Source organism: Paramagnetospirillum magneticum AMB-1, from assembly GCF_000009985.1.
GTDB classification, from domain to species: domain Bacteria; phylum Pseudomonadota; class Alphaproteobacteria; order Rhodospirillales; family Magnetospirillaceae; genus Phaeospirillum; species Phaeospirillum magneticum.
Map to the genome: position 1 here is coordinate 4199902 of NC_007626.1, position 18130 is coordinate 4218031.

At 68.4% G+C, this 18130-nt stretch carries 15 protein-coding genes; 6 read left to right on the top strand and 9 right to left on the bottom strand.

What is annotated here, in order from left to right; all coding sequences use genetic code 11:
* Window positions 1-72: 72 nt before the first annotated feature.
* From uvrB to AMB_RS19265, 3 genes are all read right to left on the bottom strand, one after another.
* Window positions 73-2154 (bottom strand): excinuclease ABC subunit UvrB, encoded by a 2082-nt coding sequence (gene uvrB, locus AMB_RS19255; protein WP_323131578.1) that lies wholly within the window; start codon window positions 2152-2154, stop codon window positions 73-75.
* A gap of 75 nt (window positions 2155-2229) precedes the next feature.
* Window positions 2230-4296: a methyl-accepting chemotaxis protein gene (locus tag AMB_RS19260; RefSeq protein WP_043745294.1), complete on the bottom strand. Its 2067-nt coding sequence runs from the start codon at window positions 4294-4296 to the stop codon at window positions 2230-2232.
* A 101-nt stretch (window positions 4297-4397) separates the two neighbouring features.
* Window positions 4398-5087, bottom strand: coding sequence for an RluA family pseudouridine synthase (locus AMB_RS19265; RefSeq protein WP_011386159.1), 690 nt, complete (start codon window positions 5085-5087; stop codon window positions 4398-4400).
* A gap of 200 nt (window positions 5088-5287) precedes the next feature.
* On the opposite strand from AMB_RS19265, the gene AMB_RS19270 reads away from it, so the two are divergent.
* Genes AMB_RS19270 through AMB_RS19285 form a run of 4 tightly spaced genes read left to right on the top strand, consistent with a single transcriptional unit; the run spans window position 5288 to window position 9279 of the window.
* Window positions 5288-6019: a cytidylyltransferase domain-containing protein gene (locus tag AMB_RS19270; RefSeq protein ID WP_011386160.1), complete on the top strand. Its 732-nt coding sequence runs from the start codon at window positions 5288-5290 to the stop codon at window positions 6017-6019.
* On the top strand, window positions 5997-6986 hold the full coding sequence (locus AMB_RS19275) for a Gfo/Idh/MocA family protein (protein ID WP_011386161.1): 990 nt from the start codon (window positions 5997-5999) through the stop codon (window positions 6984-6986). The genes AMB_RS19270 and AMB_RS19275 overlap by 23 nt, the downstream gene beginning before the upstream one ends.
* Window positions 6986-8305, top strand: a complete 1320-nt coding sequence (locus tag AMB_RS19280) for a DegT/DnrJ/EryC1/StrS family aminotransferase (RefSeq protein ID WP_011386162.1) — start codon at window positions 6986-6988, stop codon at window positions 8303-8305. Before AMB_RS19275 ends, AMB_RS19280 begins: the two co-directional genes overlap by 1 nt.
* On the top strand, window positions 8305-9279 hold the full coding sequence (locus AMB_RS19285) for a GNAT family N-acetyltransferase (RefSeq protein ID WP_011386163.1): 975 nt from the start codon (window positions 8305-8307) through the stop codon (window positions 9277-9279). Before AMB_RS19280 ends, AMB_RS19285 begins: the two co-directional genes overlap by 1 nt.
* A 158-nt stretch (window positions 9280-9437) precedes the next feature.
* On the opposite strand, the gene AMB_RS19290 is transcribed toward AMB_RS19285, so the two are convergent.
* Entirely contained in the window at window positions 9438-11246 is a 1809-nt protein-coding gene (locus tag AMB_RS19290) for a tetratricopeptide repeat protein (protein ID WP_148207498.1), read from the bottom strand.
* A gap of 174 nt (window positions 11247-11420) precedes the next feature.
* On the opposite strand from AMB_RS19290, the gene AMB_RS19295 reads away from it, so the two are divergent.
* Both AMB_RS19295 and cobD read left to right on the top strand, forming a co-directional pair.
* Window positions 11421-11765: a flagellar biosynthesis regulator FlaF gene (locus tag AMB_RS19295; protein ID WP_011386165.1), complete on the top strand. Its 345-nt coding sequence runs from the start codon at window positions 11421-11423 to the stop codon at window positions 11763-11765.
* Entirely contained in the window at window positions 11762-12751 is a 990-nt protein-coding gene (gene cobD / locus AMB_RS19300; RefSeq protein ID WP_043747053.1) for a threonine-phosphate decarboxylase CobD, read from the top strand. Before AMB_RS19295 ends, cobD begins: the two co-directional genes overlap by 4 nt.
* A 142-nt stretch (window positions 12752-12893) precedes the next feature.
* Here cobD and AMB_RS19305 read toward each other — a convergent pair whose 3' ends face one another.
* From AMB_RS19305 to AMB_RS19325, 5 genes are all read right to left on the bottom strand, one after another.
* Entirely contained in the window at window positions 12894-13310 is a 417-nt protein-coding gene (locus AMB_RS19305; RefSeq protein ID WP_011386167.1) for a hypothetical protein, read from the bottom strand.
* 155 nt (window positions 13311-13465) lie between these two features.
* Entirely contained in the window at window positions 13466-13840 is a 375-nt protein-coding gene (locus AMB_RS19310) for a hypothetical protein (protein ID WP_011386168.1), read from the bottom strand.
* A 58-nt stretch (window positions 13841-13898) separates the two neighbouring features.
* A complete protein-coding gene (locus AMB_RS19315) occupies window positions 13899-15548 on the bottom strand; it encodes an AMP-binding protein (protein ID WP_011386169.1) in 1650 nt (549 codons plus the stop codon).
* 9 nt (window positions 15549-15557) lie between these two features.
* The gene (locus AMB_RS19320; protein ID WP_043745296.1) at window positions 15558-16778 is read right to left on the bottom strand and encodes a hypothetical protein; all 1221 of its coding nucleotides are present in this window, start codon (window positions 16776-16778) and stop codon (window positions 15558-15560) included.
* A gap of 149 nt (window positions 16779-16927) precedes the next feature.
* Window positions 16928-18052, bottom strand: a complete 1125-nt coding sequence (locus AMB_RS19325; RefSeq protein ID WP_011386171.1) for an NAD(P)/FAD-dependent oxidoreductase — start codon at window positions 18050-18052, stop codon at window positions 16928-16930.
* Between the last annotated feature and the right edge of the window lie 78 nt (window positions 18053-18130).

Genomic DNA, 18130 nt, shown 5'->3' on the forward strand with positions numbered 1-18130 from the left:
GGCCCCATCCTTGGGCATTACTCTAACAGAGTAGAAAGCGCTCGTCCCCATGACCGATGGGTAGTTACCGAATCAACCGCGCCGACGCCCCCTGGGCTTGCCGGTGGAGCGCGGCCGCCCCTTGGTCCCCAGATTGACCTCGATGCCCAGGTCCAGCGCCTCCAGGCGGCGCAATTCGTCGCGCAGCCTTGCCGCCTCCTCGAACTCCAGATCGGCGGCGGCGGCCTTCATGCGCTTTTCGATATCGGCCTTGACCGAGGCCAGATTGTGCCCGACCCCGTGGGCCAGCCCGGAATCGCCGGTGCCCACCGTGACGTAATCGGCCTCGTAGACGCTGTCCATGACGTCGGAGACCGCCTTGCGGATGCCTTCCGGGGTGATGCCGTGAAGGGCGTTGTAGGCCTGCTGCTTCTCGCGCCGCCGGTTGGTCTCGGCCAGGGCGTAGTCCAGGGAGGCGGTCATCTTGTCGGCGTACAGGATGACCCGTCCGTCGATATTGCGCGCGGCGCGGCCGATGGTCTGGATCAGCGAGGTCTTGGAGCGCAGGAATCCTTCCTTGTCGGCGTCGAGGATGGCCACCAGGGCGCATTCGGGAATATCCAGGCCTTCGCGCAGCAGGTTGATGCCGATCAGCACGTCGAAGGCGCCGAGGCGCAGGTCGCGGATGATCTCGATGCGCTCCAGGGTGTCGATGTCGGAATGCAGGTAGCGCACCCGCACGCCGTTGTCGTGCATGTACTCGGTCAGGTCCTCGGCCATGCGCTTGGTCAGCGTGGTGACCAGGGTGCGGTTACCCAGCCGCGCCATCTGCCGCACCTCGCCCAGCAGGTCGTCCACCTGATGCTCCACGGGCCGGACGATGCAGACCGGGTCGATCAGGCCGGTGGGGCGGATCACCTGTTCGGTGAACACGCCGCCGGTGCGCTCCATCTCCCACGGGCCGGGGGTGGCCGAGACATAGACCGTCTGGGGCCGCATCAGCTCCCATTCCTCGAACTTCAGCGGCCGGTTGTCGATGCACGACGGCAGGCGGAAGCCGAACTCGGCCAGCACGCTCTTGCGGTTGAAGTCGCCGCGGTACATGCCGCCGATCTGCGGCACGGTGACATGGCTTTCATCGACGATCAGCAGGGCATCTTCGGGCAGGTACTCGAACAGGGTGGGCGGCGGGTCGCCGGGGCGCCGGCCGGTGAGATAGCGGGAATAGTTCTCGATGGACTTGCAGTGACCGGTGGTCTCCAGCATTTCCAGATCGAAATTGGTGCGCTGTTCCAGGCGCTGGGCCTCCAGCAGCTTGCCCTCGGCGTGGAAGCGCTCCAGCGTCTCCTTCAGCTCCGCCTTGATGCCCTTGATGGCCTGGGTGATGGTGGGGCGCGGCGTGACGTAGTGGCTGGACGGGTAGACGGTCACCTCGGACAGCGAACAGGTCTTCTCGCCGGTCAGCGGGTCGAACTCGTTGATGGCCTCGATCTCGTCGCCGAACAGCGACAGGCGCCAGGCGCGGTCCTCGTAGTGGACGGGAAAGATCTCCACCGCGTCGCCCCTGACGCGGAAGGTGCCGCGCTCGAAGGCGGCGTCGTTCCTGGTGTATTGCAGTTCCACCAGACGCTTCAGGAGGTCCGAGCGGTCGATGCTTTCGCCCACCTTCAAGGCGACGGTCATGCGGGCATAGGATTCCACCGAGCCGATGCCGTAGATGCACGACACCGAGGCCACCAGGATCACGTCGCGCCGTTCGAGCAAGGCCCGCGTCGCCGCATGGCGCATGCGGTCGATCTGCTCGTTCACCGCCGAATCCTTCTCGATATAGGTATCGGTGCGCGGGATATAGGCTTCGGGCTGGTAGTAGTCGTAGTAGGAGACGAAATACTCCACCGCGTTATCGGGGAAGAAGCCCTTCATCTCGGCGTAAAGCTGGGCGGCCAGGGTCTTGTTGGGGGCCAGGACCAGGGCCGGACGCCTGGTCCTGGCGATGACATGGGCCATGGTGAAGGTCTTGCCCGAGCCGGTGACGCCCAGCAGCACCTGGTCGCGCTCGTCCGCGTCCACCCCGGCCGACAGTTCGGCGATGGCCTGGGGCTGGTCGCCGGCCGGCTGATAGTCGGAGACGATCTTGAACTCCACATCCCCCTCGGGCAGGGGCGGGCGTTCCATGAAGTCGAAGGGCAGTGGACGGCTCATGGCGGCAGTATAGAGCCTCCACGAGCCGAACGGAGCCCCTTTTGCGGCTCAGCTCGCCCGAACTTCGGCGATGAAGCCGCCCACATTGCCGCGCAGCCGGTCCGATTCCCCCGACAGGCCGTCGGCCAGCCCCGACAATTGCTGGGCGGCGACGCCGGTCTGGCGGGCGGCGTCGAGCACCTTGCCGATGGATTGGGAGACCTCGCTGGTGCCGGCGGCGGCCTGCTGGACGTTGCGGGCGATCTCCTGGGTGGCGGCGCCCTGCTCCTCCACCGCCGAGGCGATGCCCATGGTGTAATCGTTGACGGTGGCGATGGTGGTGGCGATGCCGCCGATGGCCGCCACCGCCCGCTCGGTCTCCGCCTGGATGGCGCCCACCTGGGCCTGGATGTCGTCGGTGGCCCGCGCCGTCTGGTTGGCCAGATTCTTGACCTCGCCCGCCACCACGGCGAAGCCCTTGCCCGCATCGCCGGCCCGCGCCGCCTCGATGGTGGCGTTGAGCGCCAGCAGATTGGTCTGACTGGCGATGTCGGTGATCATGTTGACCACGTCGCCGATGCGCCTTGCCGCCTCGGCCAGGCCGCGAACGGTGGCGTTGGTGGCCTCGGCCTCGCGCACCGCGCCGTCGGTGGCGGTGGCGGTTTCCGCCACCCGGCGGGAGATCTCCTGGATGCTGTGGGACAGTTCCTCGGCGGCGGCGGCCACCGTCTGGACATTGGTGCTGGCCTCCTCGGCGGCGCTGGCCACCACGGTGGATTGCTCGGTGGTGGTGGTGGCGGTCTGCGACAGGGTCTCCGTCGAGGCCCGCAGGCCGTTGACGGCCGTGGCCACGCCCCCGACCACGGAATCGATGGAATCCACGAAAGTCGTGGTGACGGCTTCCACCCGCTGGCGATGCTGGTCGCGCAGGCGCGCCGCCTCTTCCTCCCGCGCGGCGCGGCTGTCCGCCTCGCGGGCATTGTCGCGCAGGACCTGGATGGCGGTGGCCATGGCCCCGATCTCGTCGGTGCGCCCGGCATGGGGAACGGAAAAATCGCGCGAGCCGCCGGCGAAGTCGCCGATCACCCGGGTCAGTTCGGCCAGCGGCGCCACCACGCGGCGGCCGATGCCCACCACCACGAAGGCCAGCACGCCCGCCGCCGCCAGCATCAGGCCGCCCATGAGCAGGAGATTGCGCAGGGCATTGTCGCGCTTTTCGTCGGCGACCCGGCGGGCCTCGCCGATGGCGGCGTCGCGCATGAGCATGATGGCCTGAAGCATGGGCGCGCTCTGGCGCCGCCACTCGGCGGGGTCGAGGTCGTACTTGCCGTCGGCCATACCGGCCTTGGTCACCCGGGCGCGCAGCGGCTGGAACGGCCCCATGTAGGCCGAATTGACCTTGGCCAACCCGTCGCGCAGACCGGCGGAACTGTCGGGAGAACCGGCGGCCGAGTTCAGGATGTCCCACAATTGCTGAACCCGCCCATCGGCCAGGTCGATCTGGTGGATCTGCTCGGCGGTGAAGGGCTTGCCGCCCTGGATTACCGACAGATGCATGGTGGCGAGGCGCCCGCCATGGTCGCGCAATTGCCAGGCGGTCTCGGCCAGGGAAGCCGGCGTCGCCACCTGGGCGTCGATGGCGAACAGGCGCCGCTCCAGCCGTCCGGTCATGCCGCCGGCCACCTTCAGCACGTCATACATGCCGGCGACGAAGTCCTTGCGGAAGGGGGCGATCTTCTGGGGGTCGGAACCGATCACGCCATCGCTCCGGCTCCGCCAGTCGGTGATGGCGGTACGGATCTTCGCCACCCCCTCGGCCACGTCCCGGGCCTCGGCCAGCGGCGTGGCCAGGGCCAGCTTCTCGGTGGCGTTCAGGGCTTCGTCCAGGGTGGCGCGCACCTCGGCCATGGTCTTGCGGGCGGCGGGGTCTCCGTCCAGGGCGACGCTGGTGGCGCCCCGTTCGGGGGCCAGGGCCTCGGAAATCCGGGTCGATACGCCGAGCAGATCGACCAGTTGGCCGGCATCGCGCGCGGCGCGGTACTCGCCCCAATTACTGGCCAACAGCACGACGGCCGTGAGAGCCAGAACAGCGGCAACCGCCGCCAGACAGGCCGAAACGAAGCCCTTGATCGACATCGCCACCTCCCTTGGGTCTTGGCCAGACCACACCCTTTGTCCAAGGCTAACATAGACGGAGGGTCTTACACCATATGGGGGAGGATACGGATGACGGCCACTCAGGACGCGGGAGACCACCCACATCGGCGCAACGCCTCGACCATGTGCTCGGGCGGCGGCGCCGTGACCCGCACCGGGTCCTTGGACGGCGCCAGGGCGGGAAAGGCCACCGCGCGGGCCAGCAGGTGCAGCCTGACCTTGGGCTCCGGGTCGGGGCCGTAATAGGCGTCGCCCAGCAGCGGGCAACCGAGATACTGGGCATGGATGCGGATCTGGTGGGTGCGCCCGGTGCGCGGCCGCCATTCGATCCAGGAGAGGCCATCGCTCCGCCCCAATACCGACCAGTCGGTAATAGAAGGCTGCCCCGCCGGGTCCACCTTGATCCGCCAGCCCTGCCCCCGGGCCGAGACCTTGAGCAGCGGCGCGTCCACGGTGCCGCTGTCGGCGGCGGGTGATCCATGACTGACCGACCAGTATACTTTCTCCACCCGCCGGTGCTCGAACATCTTGCCCAGACGCTTGATGGCCTTGGCATGACGCCCGAGGATCAGGCAGCCCGAGGTATCGCGGTCCAGGCGATGGGCCAGCTTGGGCATTTCGGCCCAACCGAAGGCCAGCGCCCCCAGGTAAAGCTCCAGGTGGTCGGGCGAATTGGGACCGGCATGCACCGCCAGCCCGGCGGGCTTGTCCAGGACGATGACGTCCTGGTCCTTGTAGAGCACGCGGGAAAGGATCTCGTCGGGGGTCATGAAAAAAGGCTCTCGGGTGTCATCCCGACAACCATCGGGAGGAGGGATCTCGTCCTGGCATGATCGTTCAGACCTTGAGCCAGCATGCCAGACGGAGATTCCTCGCTGCCGCTCGGAATGACAATGGAAATCCGGCTTAAGCCGATCTTAACGGCGGCGCCCTACCCTTTCGCCCATCCGCAAGGAGAGACGCCCAGGAAATGAAGATCATCGCCACCATCGAGGCGCGCATGACCTCGTCGCGCCTGCCGGGCAAGGTGCTGCTGCCGGCCCAGGGCAGGCCCATGCTGGCCCGCATGGTCGAGCGCCTGAAGATGGTGCCCTCGCTGGACGGCATCGTGGTCGCCACCACCGTCAACGCCACCGACGACCCCATCGAGGCCCTGGCGGCCGAACTGGGCATCGGCTGCTGGCGCGGGTCCGAGGACGACGTCTTGAAGCGGGTGCTGGACGCCGCCCACGCCTTCGAGGCCGATGTCATCGTCGAGCTGACCGGTGATTGCCCCCTGATCGACCCCGCCATCGTCGAAACCTGCGTCCAGGCCTACCGGGCCGCCGGGGTGGACTATCTGTCCAACGTGCAAGAGCGCAGCTTCCCCATCGGCATGGATACCCAGGTGTTCGCCACCGCCATCCTGGACGACGTGGCGCGCCGCACCGACGATCCCACCGATCACGAGCATGTCAGTCTCTATATCTACCGCCACCCGGAGCTTTACTCCCTGAAGAACGTGGCGGCCCCCCCCGAACTGCGCGACCCGGAGCTGCGGCTGACCCTGGACACCCCCCAGGATTACCAGCTGATCGATCAGGTCTTCGCGGCGCTGCTGCCCCAGGGTCCCGGCTTTGCCCTCGGCGACATTCTGGCCCTTCTCCAGGCGCGGCCCGAGCTGCGCAAGATCAACGACCATGTCGCCCACCGCTGGGTCTGAGCCGCTGCGGGCGCTGATCATCGGCTGCGGCGCCATCGCCGGCGGCTATGACGAGGCCGAGCCCAAGTCGGACCAGATCCTGACCCACGCCAAGGCCTATGCCCGCCATCCCGGCTTCAAGGCCGTCGCCTGCGTCGAACCCGACGCTGAGCGGCGCGCTGCCTTCATGACGGCCTGGGACATCCCCGCCGGCTTCGCCACTTTGGCCGAGGTGGACCTCGCCTATGACGTGGCCAGCGTCTGCGTCCCCACCGCCCATCACGCCGAGACCCTGGAGGCGCTGCTGGCCTCCCCCGCCCGGCTGGTCTTCGCGGAAAAGCCGCTGACCGACGACCTTGGCCGCTCGCGCGCCATCGTCGAGGCCTATGAGCGGGCGGGCAAGCCGCTCTGCGTCAATTATCTCCGCCGCTGGGCCGGCGGCCTCGTCCATCTGCAGGCCGAGATCGCCCGGGGCCAGTGGGGCGCCTTCCAGAAGGCCTCGGCGTGGTACACCAAGGGCCTGCTGAACAACGGCAGCCATTTCCTCGATCTGCTGTCCTTCCTGCTGGGCGAGCTGGCGCCGGTCTGCGCGCTGGGCACCGTGGCCGACGGCCGCGCCGACGACCCCACCCGCGACGTGGTGGTGAAGACCGCTGCGGGCGCCCCCATTCATCTGCTGGGGGCCGACATGCACGCCTTCTCGGTGTTCGAGGCCGAGCTGATGTTTGCCGGCGGCCGGATCAGCCTGACCGATTCCGCCTTCAAGATCACGCGGCGCCCGGTGACCGACAGCCCGCGCTTCGCCGGCTACCGCACCCTGGCCGAGGGCGTCACCAAGGACAGCGGCCTGGGCTATGCCATGCTCGACGCCGTCGACAACATCGCCCGCCACCTCAACGACGGCGCCCCCTTGCGCAGCACCGGGCACAGCGCCCTGGCGGTCCAGGAGCTGTGCGCCACCCTCGCCTGTCTGCCGGAGACCCATTGATGAGCACCCTGGCCCTTCTGGGCGGCGATCCCGTCCGCACCAAGCTGTTCCCCGCCTATTCGGTCATCGGCGAAGACGACCGCGCCGCCGTGGCCAAGGTGATGGAAAGCGGCATCCTGTCGCGCTTTCTCGGCACCTGGCACAACGACTTCTTCGGCGGGCCGGAGGTCAAGGCCTTCGAGCACGAATGGGCCACCGCCTTCAAGGCGGCCCACGCCATCAGCGTCAATTCCGCCACCAGCGGCCTTTACGCCGCGGCGGGCGCCGCCGGAATCGGGCCGGGCGACGAGGTCATCGTCTCGCCCTATACCATGAGCGCCTCGGCGGTGGCCGCCCTGGTGTTCAACGCCGTGCCGGTCTTCGCCGACATCGATCCGCACAGCTATTGCCTGTCGGCCAAGACCATCGCCGCGAAAATCACGCCGCGCACCAAGGCCATCATCGTGGTGCACATCTTCGGCAACGTGGCCGACATGGACCCCATCATGACCCTGGCCAAGACGCACGGCCTGACGGTGATCGAGGATTGCGCCCAGGCGCCGTTCGCCACCTACAAGGGCCGCCCGGTGGGCACCCTGGGCCATATGGGGGTGTTCAGCCTGAACTATCACAAGCACATCCACACCGGCGAAGGCGGGGTGGTCACCACCAACGATTCCCGTCTGGCCGAGAAGGTGCAGCTGATCCGCAACCACGCCGAGGCGGTGGTGGAGAAGAAGGGCACGGCCGATCTGGTCAATATGATCGGCTTCAACTTCCGCCTGGGCGAAATCGAGGCGGCCATCGGGCGGCGGCAATTGCTGAAAGGCCCCGATCTGGTGCGGCGGCGCCAGGCCAATGTCCGATACCTGGAGGACCGCATCAAGGGCATCCCCTTCCTGTCCATGCCCCAGGTCCAGGACGGAGTCGAGCACGTCTACTACGTCCACGGCCTGTCCTATGATTCCGAGGCGGCGGGCGTGTCGCGCGCCACCTTCGTGCGCGCCCTGAAGGCCGAACTGGCCGCCACCGAATTGCGGGAAGGCGAAGGCGTGCTGATGGGCGAAGGCTATGTCCGCCCGCTCTACCTCCAGCCGCTCTACCAAAAGCTGGTGGGGTATGGCGAGGTGGGCTGTCCCTTCAAATGCCCCCATTACACCGGCACCCCCGATTACGCCCCGGGCTCGTGCCCCGACACCGAGGATGCCCATTTCAACCGGGTGATCACCCACGAGCTGATCCGCCCCCCGGCCAGCCGCGCCGATCTGGACGACGTGGCCAACGCCTTCTCCAAGGTGGCCGAGAACATGGCGGCGCTGCGCGACATGGAGCGCCAGTGATGTCCAAATACCGGGTCGAGCCCCTTGCGGCCCTGGCCCCGGACGACGGCTTTCCCCAGTGGGACGCCCACCCCTTGCGGGGCGGGTTCGCCGCCCGGCTGTATCCCACCGTGGCGCCCGCCCACACGGATTGCTCGGCCCAGGTGATCGGCCCGGCGGGACCGGTGGTGCGCCTGCGCGCCACCATCGGCCCCGACGAGATCTCCTATTGGGGCCTGCCCGCCCTGGTGACCTGGAAGCCCGATGCCGAGGCCAAGCATATCAAGTCGGGGCTGGCGGCCACCCTGGACCACCTGACCGCGGCGGCCAAGGCCGGCGGCCGGTCGCGGCTGGTGATCGGCAGCGCCGCCCAGGCCGATCCCGATCCCCTGGCCGCCCTGCTGGCCGATCGGGGGGCCGAGGGGCTGATCCAAGCCTCCGCCCAGGTGGATCTCACCCGGCCGGAAGAGTCCTTGCGCGCCGATATCCGCGACAGCTACCGCTCGCTGACCAATTGGGGCAGCCGCAACCTCAGCCTGTCCTTCGTCAACGCCGCCCATCCCGACCGCGCCGCCTTCAACCGCTTCCCCGAGTTCCATGCCCGCGTCGCCGGCGGCCGGCGGCGGGGCGACGACTACTGGCAAGTCTATTGGACCGAGATCGTCGAGGGCCGCGCCGAAATGGTGCTGGGCTTCCTGCCCTCGGAAGACGGGAAGGACGGCACCCTGGTCGCCGGCTCCATCGTGGTCTGGGCGGGGGGCACCGCCTATTACGCCTCGGGAGTCTACGACCGCGACAAGTTCGACAAGCCCCTGGGCCACTGGCCCCTGTGGACCGCCATCCTGCGGGCCAAGGCGGCGGGGCTACGGGCCTTCGACCTGGGCGAGAGCCCTTCACGAGGCCACGCCGACGCCAAGGAAGCCTCCATCGCCTTCTTCAAGCGCGGCTTCACCTCGGGACGGAATTTCCGCATCCGCTGGGTGCTGGGAGTTTAACAGGCGGCGGAGAAATACCCCTTCGGGGGCTTTTGCCCCCGAGCCCCCAACCGGGCAGCCCAGCTTCCCAGGCCCTTCAGTTTTTTAAAAAAGCTGGAGGTTCGGAGGCTGTGCCTCCGAACGGGTCAGGGCGGGTGCCCTGCCGCGAAGCGGGGCTTTTAAACGTCGAAGCCCTGGGGCTTCCCGCCCTTTTCCCACTTGGCCCACATGGTGTCGAAGGCCTGTTCCAGCGGGCCGACGAAGGCCTTGCCGTCGAACAGAGGCGAGGTTTGGGTCGCCGCCCACAGGCGCTGACGCACCTGTTCCAGGGCGGCCCGATCCTTGGCCAGATGCTGGGCCAGGGCGTGGTAGGCCCCCTGGGACTCGGTGATCAGCTCGTCCAGGCCCAGGGCATGCAGCAGCGAGCCCGCCACCCGCGAGGCGAAGGTGCGGCCCACCCAGGCCACCACGGGCACACCCGCCCACAGGGCGTCGCTGGCCGTGGTGTGTCCGGCGCAAGGCCAGGTATCGAGGAACAGGTCGGCGGCCGACAGGCGAGCCATGTGCTCGGCCTGGGACAGGCGGGGCGCGAAGATCAGCCGGGCCGGGTCGATGCCCACCGCGCTGATCATGGCGCGCAGGCTGGCGGTGGCGGCGGGGTGGAACTCCACGAACCACAGCACCGCGTCGGGCTGCGCCTGCAGCACGCTGATCCACACCGCCAGGGTCTCGGCGTTGATCTTGAAGGTGTTGTTGAACACCGCGACGACCAGGGACTCCTCGGGCAGGCCCCACTTGGCCTTGGGCTCGCGGGTCAGGGCGCGCGGCCGGCGGGAATCATTGGGCTGGTAGCACAGCGGCAGGCGCACCACCTGCTCGGCGTAATCGCCCTCGGCCCCCGGCGGAATCACGAAGGGATCGGCGATGATGTAATCCATGCAGGTGCCGCCGAAGGTGCCGGGAAAGCCCAGCCACGCCACCTGGATGGGTGCCGGGCGAGCGGCCAGGATGGCGGTGCGGGCCCGGCCCGTATGCCCCTTGAGGTCCACCAGGATGTCGATGCCGTCGGCGGCGATACGCTTGGCGCAATCGGATTCGGCCAGCGGCCCCAGTTCGACCCAATGGTCGCAGGCCTCGGTCAGGCGGGCGCGCACCGCCCCGCTCTCATGGGGGCCATAGGAATAGGCGAAGATCTCGAAGCGGGATCTGTCATGGCTTTCCAGCGCCTCGGCCAGCAGATAGGCGGTGGCGTGCTCGTGGAAATCCTCGGACAGATAGCCCAGGCGCAGACGAGGGCGGCGCGGCGCCGGCTGATGGGCCATGGGCGCCACCCGGTTCTCGATGAACGAGGCGGCCTCGTCGGCATGGCGGCGCAGCTCGGCCGGGCTGAAATCATGAATCAACAGGGTGAAGGGCGCCACCGGCAGGCTCTTGCCGGTGCGCCACGAGGGAAGGGCGGCAATGGCCTCCTTGACCACGGGAAGGTTGTCCCAGTCGCACACCACCGCCAGTTCCAGGCCGAGATAGCCCAGGGCGCCGCCATCGGCGCCGCCGGTCAGCCGCACCACATTGCTGTAGGCCAGGGCCGAGGTCTCGTGGTCGCCGGTCTGCGCCGCCAGGGCGGCCATGTTGCGCCAGCCGTCCACATAGGAATCATCCAGTTGCACGGCCTTGCGATAGCATTCCATGGCCTCATTGGGCCGCCCGTCGGACATCAGCACGGTGGCGAGATTGCCGTGGAAGGCGGCGGCTTTCGGGCTGGCGGCGATGGCGCCGCGAATGAAGCGCTCGGCCTCCTTCAACTGGCCCTTCTGCATGGCCACCAGGCCCGAGAGGTGCAGACCGTCGGGATGGAGCGGCGCGATCTTGAGCAGGCTCTTGTAGAGACCCGCCGCGCCGTCCAGGTCGCCGGAAAGGTGGAGCTTCACCGCATCTTGCAGGAGCTGGTCCGCCATCTTGTGCTTGCCGCCGCTCAACTGCTGCTCCATTCACCATACGCCCTTGGTAAAGGATAGGGTGCGGGGAACAGGGCGTCAACGCGTTGCCGCCCGTTTAAGGTTTTCTAAACATACGGTTTGGCAAGATTCCTTCGCCTGACGTATGATTCGGGAAAGTTCCGAGGCGGCGATGGGCCGCGCTCAAATGAAGTCGGGGGAAATCGCATGTCCCAACCTATCCAGATCGAATCGCTGAAGATCGGCGAACAGGATGCCTTCGGCCTGGTCGAGGCGGCCATCACCCTGGATCAGTCGCGCGGCGACAAGGCCCGTCTGGCCGCGGCCCTGGAACAGAATCTCCAGCTGTGGGTGGCCATCCGCACCCTGGTCTCCGACGCCACCAGCGGCCTGCCCGACGCGGTCAAGACCAACCTGACCCGCCTGTCGGACTTCGTCGCCGACACCACCTTGAAGAAGGGTGTCGAGATCAGCGACAACACCATCACCACCCTGGTGAACGTCAATCTGCAAATTTCCGAGGGGCTGCTGGAAAGCGCCAACCGAACCTGACCGATCTTCCCCTTCACGGCGGCGATCTTGCCGCCGCCCAGGCCCGGTGGGGCCATCCCGCCCAGGGCTGGCTCGATCTCTCCACCGGCATCAACCCCTGGCCTTATCCCCTGCCCGAGCTGCCGTCCGATTGCTGGCGGCGGCTGCCCGAATCCGGCCGCCATCAGGCGTTGCTGGCGGTCGCCGCCCGGCGCTGGTCCGTTCCGGCCAACGCCCGCGTGGTGGCGGGAAGCGGCAGCCAGGCCCTGATTCAGGCCCTGCCCCGCATCACGCCGCCGACCGAAATCGCCATTCTCGGCCCCACCTATGGCGAGCATGCCCGCGCCTGGAGCGCCGCCGGCCACCGGGTGCGCGACGTGGCAGGACTCCAGGAGGCCGCCGCCTCCCCGGTGGTGGTGGTGGTCAATCCCAATAATCCCGACGGTCGGGTCGTCGCCCCCGAGGACCTGCTCGATCTGGCCGCCCGGCAGGCGGCACGCGGCGGATTGCTGGTGGTGGACGAGGCCTTCGGCGACGAACGCCCGGAATTGTCGCTGACCTCGCGCCTCGGCCCCGGACTGGTGGTGCTGCGCTCGTTCGGCAAGTTCTTCGGTCTGGCGGGAATCCGGCTGGGCTTCGCCGTGGCCGAAGAGGGGCTGGCCGCCCGCCTGACCGATCATCTCGGCCCCTGGCCGGTCTCCGGCCCCGCCATCGAATTGGGCGCCCAGGCCCTGGCCGACCGGGTCTGGACCGAGGCCACCATCACCCGCCTGCGCGACGCCGCCGCCCGCCTGGGAGACATCCTGACGAGGACCGGGCTGGAAGATCTGGGCGGCACCTTCCTGTTCCGGCTGGCCCGTCACCATCAGGCCCCCGCCCTCTACGAACGCCTGGGCCGCGCCGGCATCCTGGTGCGCGCCTTCGCCTTTCGCCCCGACATCCTGCGCTTCGGCCTGCCCGGCAGCGAGGCCGACGAGCAGCGGCTTCGGGCCACGCTGGCGGGCTGAATTCAGATATTCGGAAACGCTTCAGACACACGAAAGCGGGCCCGGCCAAAAGGACGAACCTCAACAGGTCATGAAAAGCCTATGCGGCCCTGGCGCGATGCCGGCCGTTCTTCCCGGATCAAGCGGCGACCGGAATCGCCGCTCAGATCTTGACCGAACCGCTGGACGGCGCGGGCGCGGCGGGTGCAGCAGGAGCACTGGGCGCGGCAGCCACCGGAGCGGGCGGGGCCTTCACATCCTCGGGAGCCGGCGTGGACGCCTTAGCGGAGGATTGCGGCTGTTCGATCGCCGTCGGGATGTTGCGCTTGTACTCTTCGACCACGTGGCGGGACGGATACTGTTCGACTTCCTTGCCCGTGTCGCCGTCGCGAACGACCAGCAGAGCCAGACCGGTTCCACTGTCGACCTTGACCACCGGAGAGGTGTAGCGGGGAGGCTCGGTTACGGACGCGGTTTCCTTGGTCTCGACAGTCGCAGGCTGAGCCGCATGAGCCGCCGCGTGGGGCGCCTCGGCGACCGGTGACCGGAGCGGAGCGTCGGATGCAATCGAGGTGGACATTCTGCCCTCCTATTTTTGGTGAACTATGACAACTGCCGTTTTTCGGAAACCACAGAGGGACTCCGCCCGACAGCGCCTTCTGGCACAAGCCACAGAGTACAAGATTCATCCTTTGTGAAGCAATCTGATTCTTGACAGCCGGCCGGGCTTCTGAATCAGCCAGGGGTTGCTTCAAGATCGGCGGCGCGACGCGCCAGGCCCGGCGGCGGAAGCGCACCGCCCGCCACATGGGACCGGCGGTCCAGCATGATCTTGACCGTGGCGCGGGCGAACATCTTGAGCCGCCCCATCTTGTACGCCTCGGACAGATCGGGCGACTTGATGATGCCGAGAAAGAAGCGGGAGATCTCCCCCAGGGTCTGCTCGCGCAGCTGGGTGTCGCTGTCGCGGCGCAGCAGGGCGCCCACCATGTCCTGGGCGGCCGCCATCAGTGCCAGACCGTCGGTCTGGGCGTCGAGCAGCGTGCACATCTGCTCGAACAGGCGCCTCGCCTCTTCCGGCAACTGGATATCGTCGGCCGCACGTGCCATGGAATCCCCCTCCCTCAATGGGGGAATCATGACAGGACAAAGACCGAAGCGCCAGCGGTCAGCGCAGCTTGCCCGGCCAACGCTCGTCGGGCGACGGCGCGTCCACGCGGATGGGCCGGTCGCGCAGGTCGGCCCGGCGCACGCTGCCATCCATGGACAGGGGTAATTCGTCGACGAACTCCATCCGCGACGGAACCTCCACCGGCGAGCGGGTCAGGCGGACCCAGGCCTGAAGCTCCCGTGTGAAGGCGGCATCGGCTGCCCGCCCCCCCGCCACCACGAAGGCCTTCAACTCGCCCGACGTCCATTCCAGTACCGCCGCCGCGACCACGTCGGGATGGGCGGCCAGGGCCAGTTCCACCTCTTCCGGCTGCACGGGGCACCCTCCGACCAGGACGGCGCCCTCGGGCAGGGATGGCGGATCGGGCCACAGATAGTGGTCGAGATCGCGAAAGCCCGACCGTCCGGTGATCAGCCAGCCATTGACCCGCCGCGCCGCGCCGGCGCCGTCGCCCCAATAGCCGAGAAAGCTGCCCGGCGCGTTGGGCGACACCGCCAGCAGGCCGCGATCGCCGGCCCGCAAGGGGCGGCCGCGCTCGTCCACCGCGTCGATGGACAGCCCCGGCGCCGCCCGGCCGGGCGAGGGCGGGCGCAGTTCCATCAGCCCGGCCAGATTGGCCGCCACGGCGCCGCTTTCCAGCACGCCCCAGGCCTCGTTGGCATGGACGCCGAACACCTTGATCACCCGCTCGTGCAGGTCCTCGTCCAGCGGCTCGGGGCCGCTGGCGATGGCGCGCGGCATGGCGTGGGGCCGGCTGGCTGCCGCCTCGGTCAGGGCGCCCAGATGGTGGGGAGGCACATAAGCGGTGCGCACGCCGTGGCGCGACATGAGGTCCAGGGCCTGGACGGGATCGAAGGGGCCGGGGCAGGCCACCACCGGCACGCCGTGATGCCAGGCGGGCAGCACGGCGCGGAACAGCGCCTCGGCTCCCATCCACTCGCTCGAGGTCCAGACGATGTCGCCGAACTGGGGGAAGAAGGTCAGCGACATCTCCACCGCCGGCAGGCCGCCGGCCATGGCGCGATGGGCGTGAATCACCCCGGCCGGCCTCCCGCAGGCGGCTTCGGGATAGAAGATGAAGGCCGGATGGTCGGCTGGGGTCACCAGGGGGGTGAAGGCGTCGGAGCTGCGCTCCAGCTCGGACCACAGGTCCAGGGCACCGCCGCCGCCGCCCACCGCCAGCACCCGCTCCAGCTCGGGCAGGCGGGACCGGGCGCGCTCCAGCGCCGGCAGCGCCGCCGGATCGACCACCGCCACCCTGGCGCCGCTGTCGGCCAGCCGCCAGCCCAGGGGCTCCGAGCCCAGGGACAGCGGCACGGGCACCAGCACGGCGCCCATCTTTGTGACCGCCAGCAGGGTAACCGCCGCCTCCAGCCCGGCGGGCAGCGCCATGGCTACCCGGTCGCCGGGAGCGATGCCCATGGCGGCCAGCCCGTTGGCCAGCCGGTTGGACAGCAGGCGCAGCATGTGGAAGGTGTGGCGCTCGACCCCGCCATCGGCGGCCTCGACGATCAGGGCGGTGCGATGGCCGTCGGCCCCGGCCATGGTCTGGCGGTCGCAGACGTCGAAGGCCAAGTTGTAGCGCTCCGGAATCTTCCAGCGAAAGGTCCGGCAGGCTTCTTCATAGGAACGGCAGGCGGTCAGCATGAATCGTCCTCAGCCACCCAGCGGCATCAGTTCCTCGAACCACTGATAGGTTCCGACGTCGTCGAACATGACGCCATCGAATCCCAGGTCCATGATTCCGGACAGATACTTGCCCAGCAGGCCACGCCATTCGCCGCTGCCCAGGTCGGTGACATAGGTTCCCGGCCCCTCGTCCAAGGCGTAGAGGAAGGCGGGGTTGCCCACTTCCCACCCCTTTTGCCAGTACCAGCGCCAGTCATAGGCCCGGCCCAGCGGCATCACCGCGATGGCCAGGCGGCGCGGCCCCAGCTTCTTGAACTTCAGGCGCTGGATGTCGGCCTTGACCAGCAGTTCGGCCGAGCGATGGGCCACGTCCACCAGGACGATGTCGTAATTGGTTTCGGCGATGGCCTCGATGAACTTGCCCTTGGTGCCGAACCGGTCCGAGCGCAGCACCGGCAGCCAGTTGCGGGCATGGGCGATGGTCAGGATTTCCCGGGCATTCTCGAAGGCGGGATGGGCGCGCGGCGTCTCGTCCAGCGGCCCCGTCCCGATCTTGGCATAGGGCGTCACGCGATCGCGGATGGCACCCTTGTAGGCGGCCTCGCGGTCGGCGGGCTTGTCGCACATCTCGATGGCCAGGACGTTGCGCCCCTCGGAGCGGATGGCGTCGAGGGCATAGGTCTCGCGCCGTTGAATCTCGGCGCGGGCCTGCTTCTGCTTCAACTCGTTGTACTTGCGCAGTTCCTCGGCCGGGTCGTTGCTGAATGGCCCCATCTCGATGGCCACCGGCGGCCGGTGGATGCCGCGCTTCTTCTCGGCGTCCAGCTCCAGGTCCAGGTCGCGCCGGGCCTTCAGCACCTCGTCCAGGGGCTTGCCGTCAAAGGCATAGGGGCCGCAATACAGGCCGTCCATGACGATGCCGTCCAGCACTTTGACCAGCGGCCGGAACACCGAGCGCAGCGGCGGACGCTTGATGAAATTGGTGCCGGAGGGATCGTGCAGGTCGTCCCACTCCATCTCCAGCTCGCCCTTGACCAGCAGCTCCGAGCCGCCGCGCATCAGAACCTGGAAGGCGGGATTGCGCTTCTTGGCATAGGTGCCCAGCTCGATGACCACGTCGCGGGTCTGCTCGCGGAAATTGGGGATCATGGAGGGCGGCGGCGGCACGAAGTCGCGGGGCGGCTCCACCGCCAGGGCGGGCGAGGCGCTGCCTAGCAGCACCAGCGCGGCGATCAGGCGTTTCATCATGCCTATTCCTGACTTGTCATCCCGACGACCTCCGGGAGGAGGGATCTCCTCCTGGCACGGCTTTTCAAGGCTGGCACCGCCGCGCCAAGCGGGGATCCCTCGGCTTGGCTCGGGATGACAATCGGAGCGGTTAGCATCGCTCGGTCGCGTCATGCCAGCAACTCCCCCACATGCCCGGCGATGGCAAGGCTGGACGTCAGGCCCGGACTCTCGATGCCGTACAGCGCCGCCACGCCGGGCACTCCGGTCTCTCGCGGACCATGGATCAGGAAATCGGCGGCCGGCTCGCCCTCGGCGGTGATCTTCGGGCGGATGCCGGCATAGGCCGGCTCCAGCGCGCCGTCGGCCAGATCCGGCCAGTAGCGGCGGATGGCGGCGTAGAAGGAATCGCCGCGCCGAGGATCCACCTGATAATCCTCGGCCTCCACCCATTCCACGTCGGGACCAAAGCGCCCGCGCCCGCCCAGGTCCAGGGTGAAATGCACCCCCAGCCCGGCGGCCACCGGCACGGGATAGACCAGCCGGGTAAAGGGCGTGCGACCCGACAGGGTGAAGTAATTGCCCTTGCACAGATGGGCCGGCGGCACGTTCTTCAAGCCCAGGGCGGCGCCCAGGCGCGGCGAGGACAGCCCGGCGGCCAGCACCACATTGCGGGCCAGCAAGGTAGTGGGCTCGGCCCCGCCCACCGACAGCAGCATGCCGTCATCGGTGGCGCGGCCCCCTGTCACCGGCGACTTCAGCGCCAGGGCGGCGCCCCGCTCCTCGGCCTCGCCCAGCAGGGACAGCATCAGCCCATGGGTGTCGATGATGCCGGTGGCCGGCGACCACAGCGCCGCGACGCAAGCCAAATCGGGCTCCATCTCGCGGGCATGGGCGGCGGAAATGCGGGTCAGCCCCTCGACGCCGTTGGCGCGGCCCTTGGCCAGGATGGCGTCCAGTTGGGCGGCCTCGGCCTCGTCGGTGGCGACGATCAGCTTGCCGGTCATGGCGTGGGCGACGCCCCGGCTGGCGGCATAGTCGCGGAGCAGGCGGTTGCCCTCGACGCACAGCCGCGCCCGCAGGCTGCCCGCCGGATAATACATCCCGGCATGGATCACTTCGGAGTTGCGCGACGAGATCCCCGAGCCGATGGCGCCCTCCGCCTCGAGGATAATCACCTCGGCGCCGGCATGGGCCAGGGACCGGGCCACGGCCAGCCCCACCACTCCGGCTCCGATCACCACGCAATCCACCCGCTCGGCGGCGCTTTGGGTCAACACCTTGTTCTTCCCCATCGAAGGCACATCTAGATGTCGCGGAGGATAGCATCGGCGGATCAAGGGTTAAAGACGCATCGCCGTTGCACCCGCCCC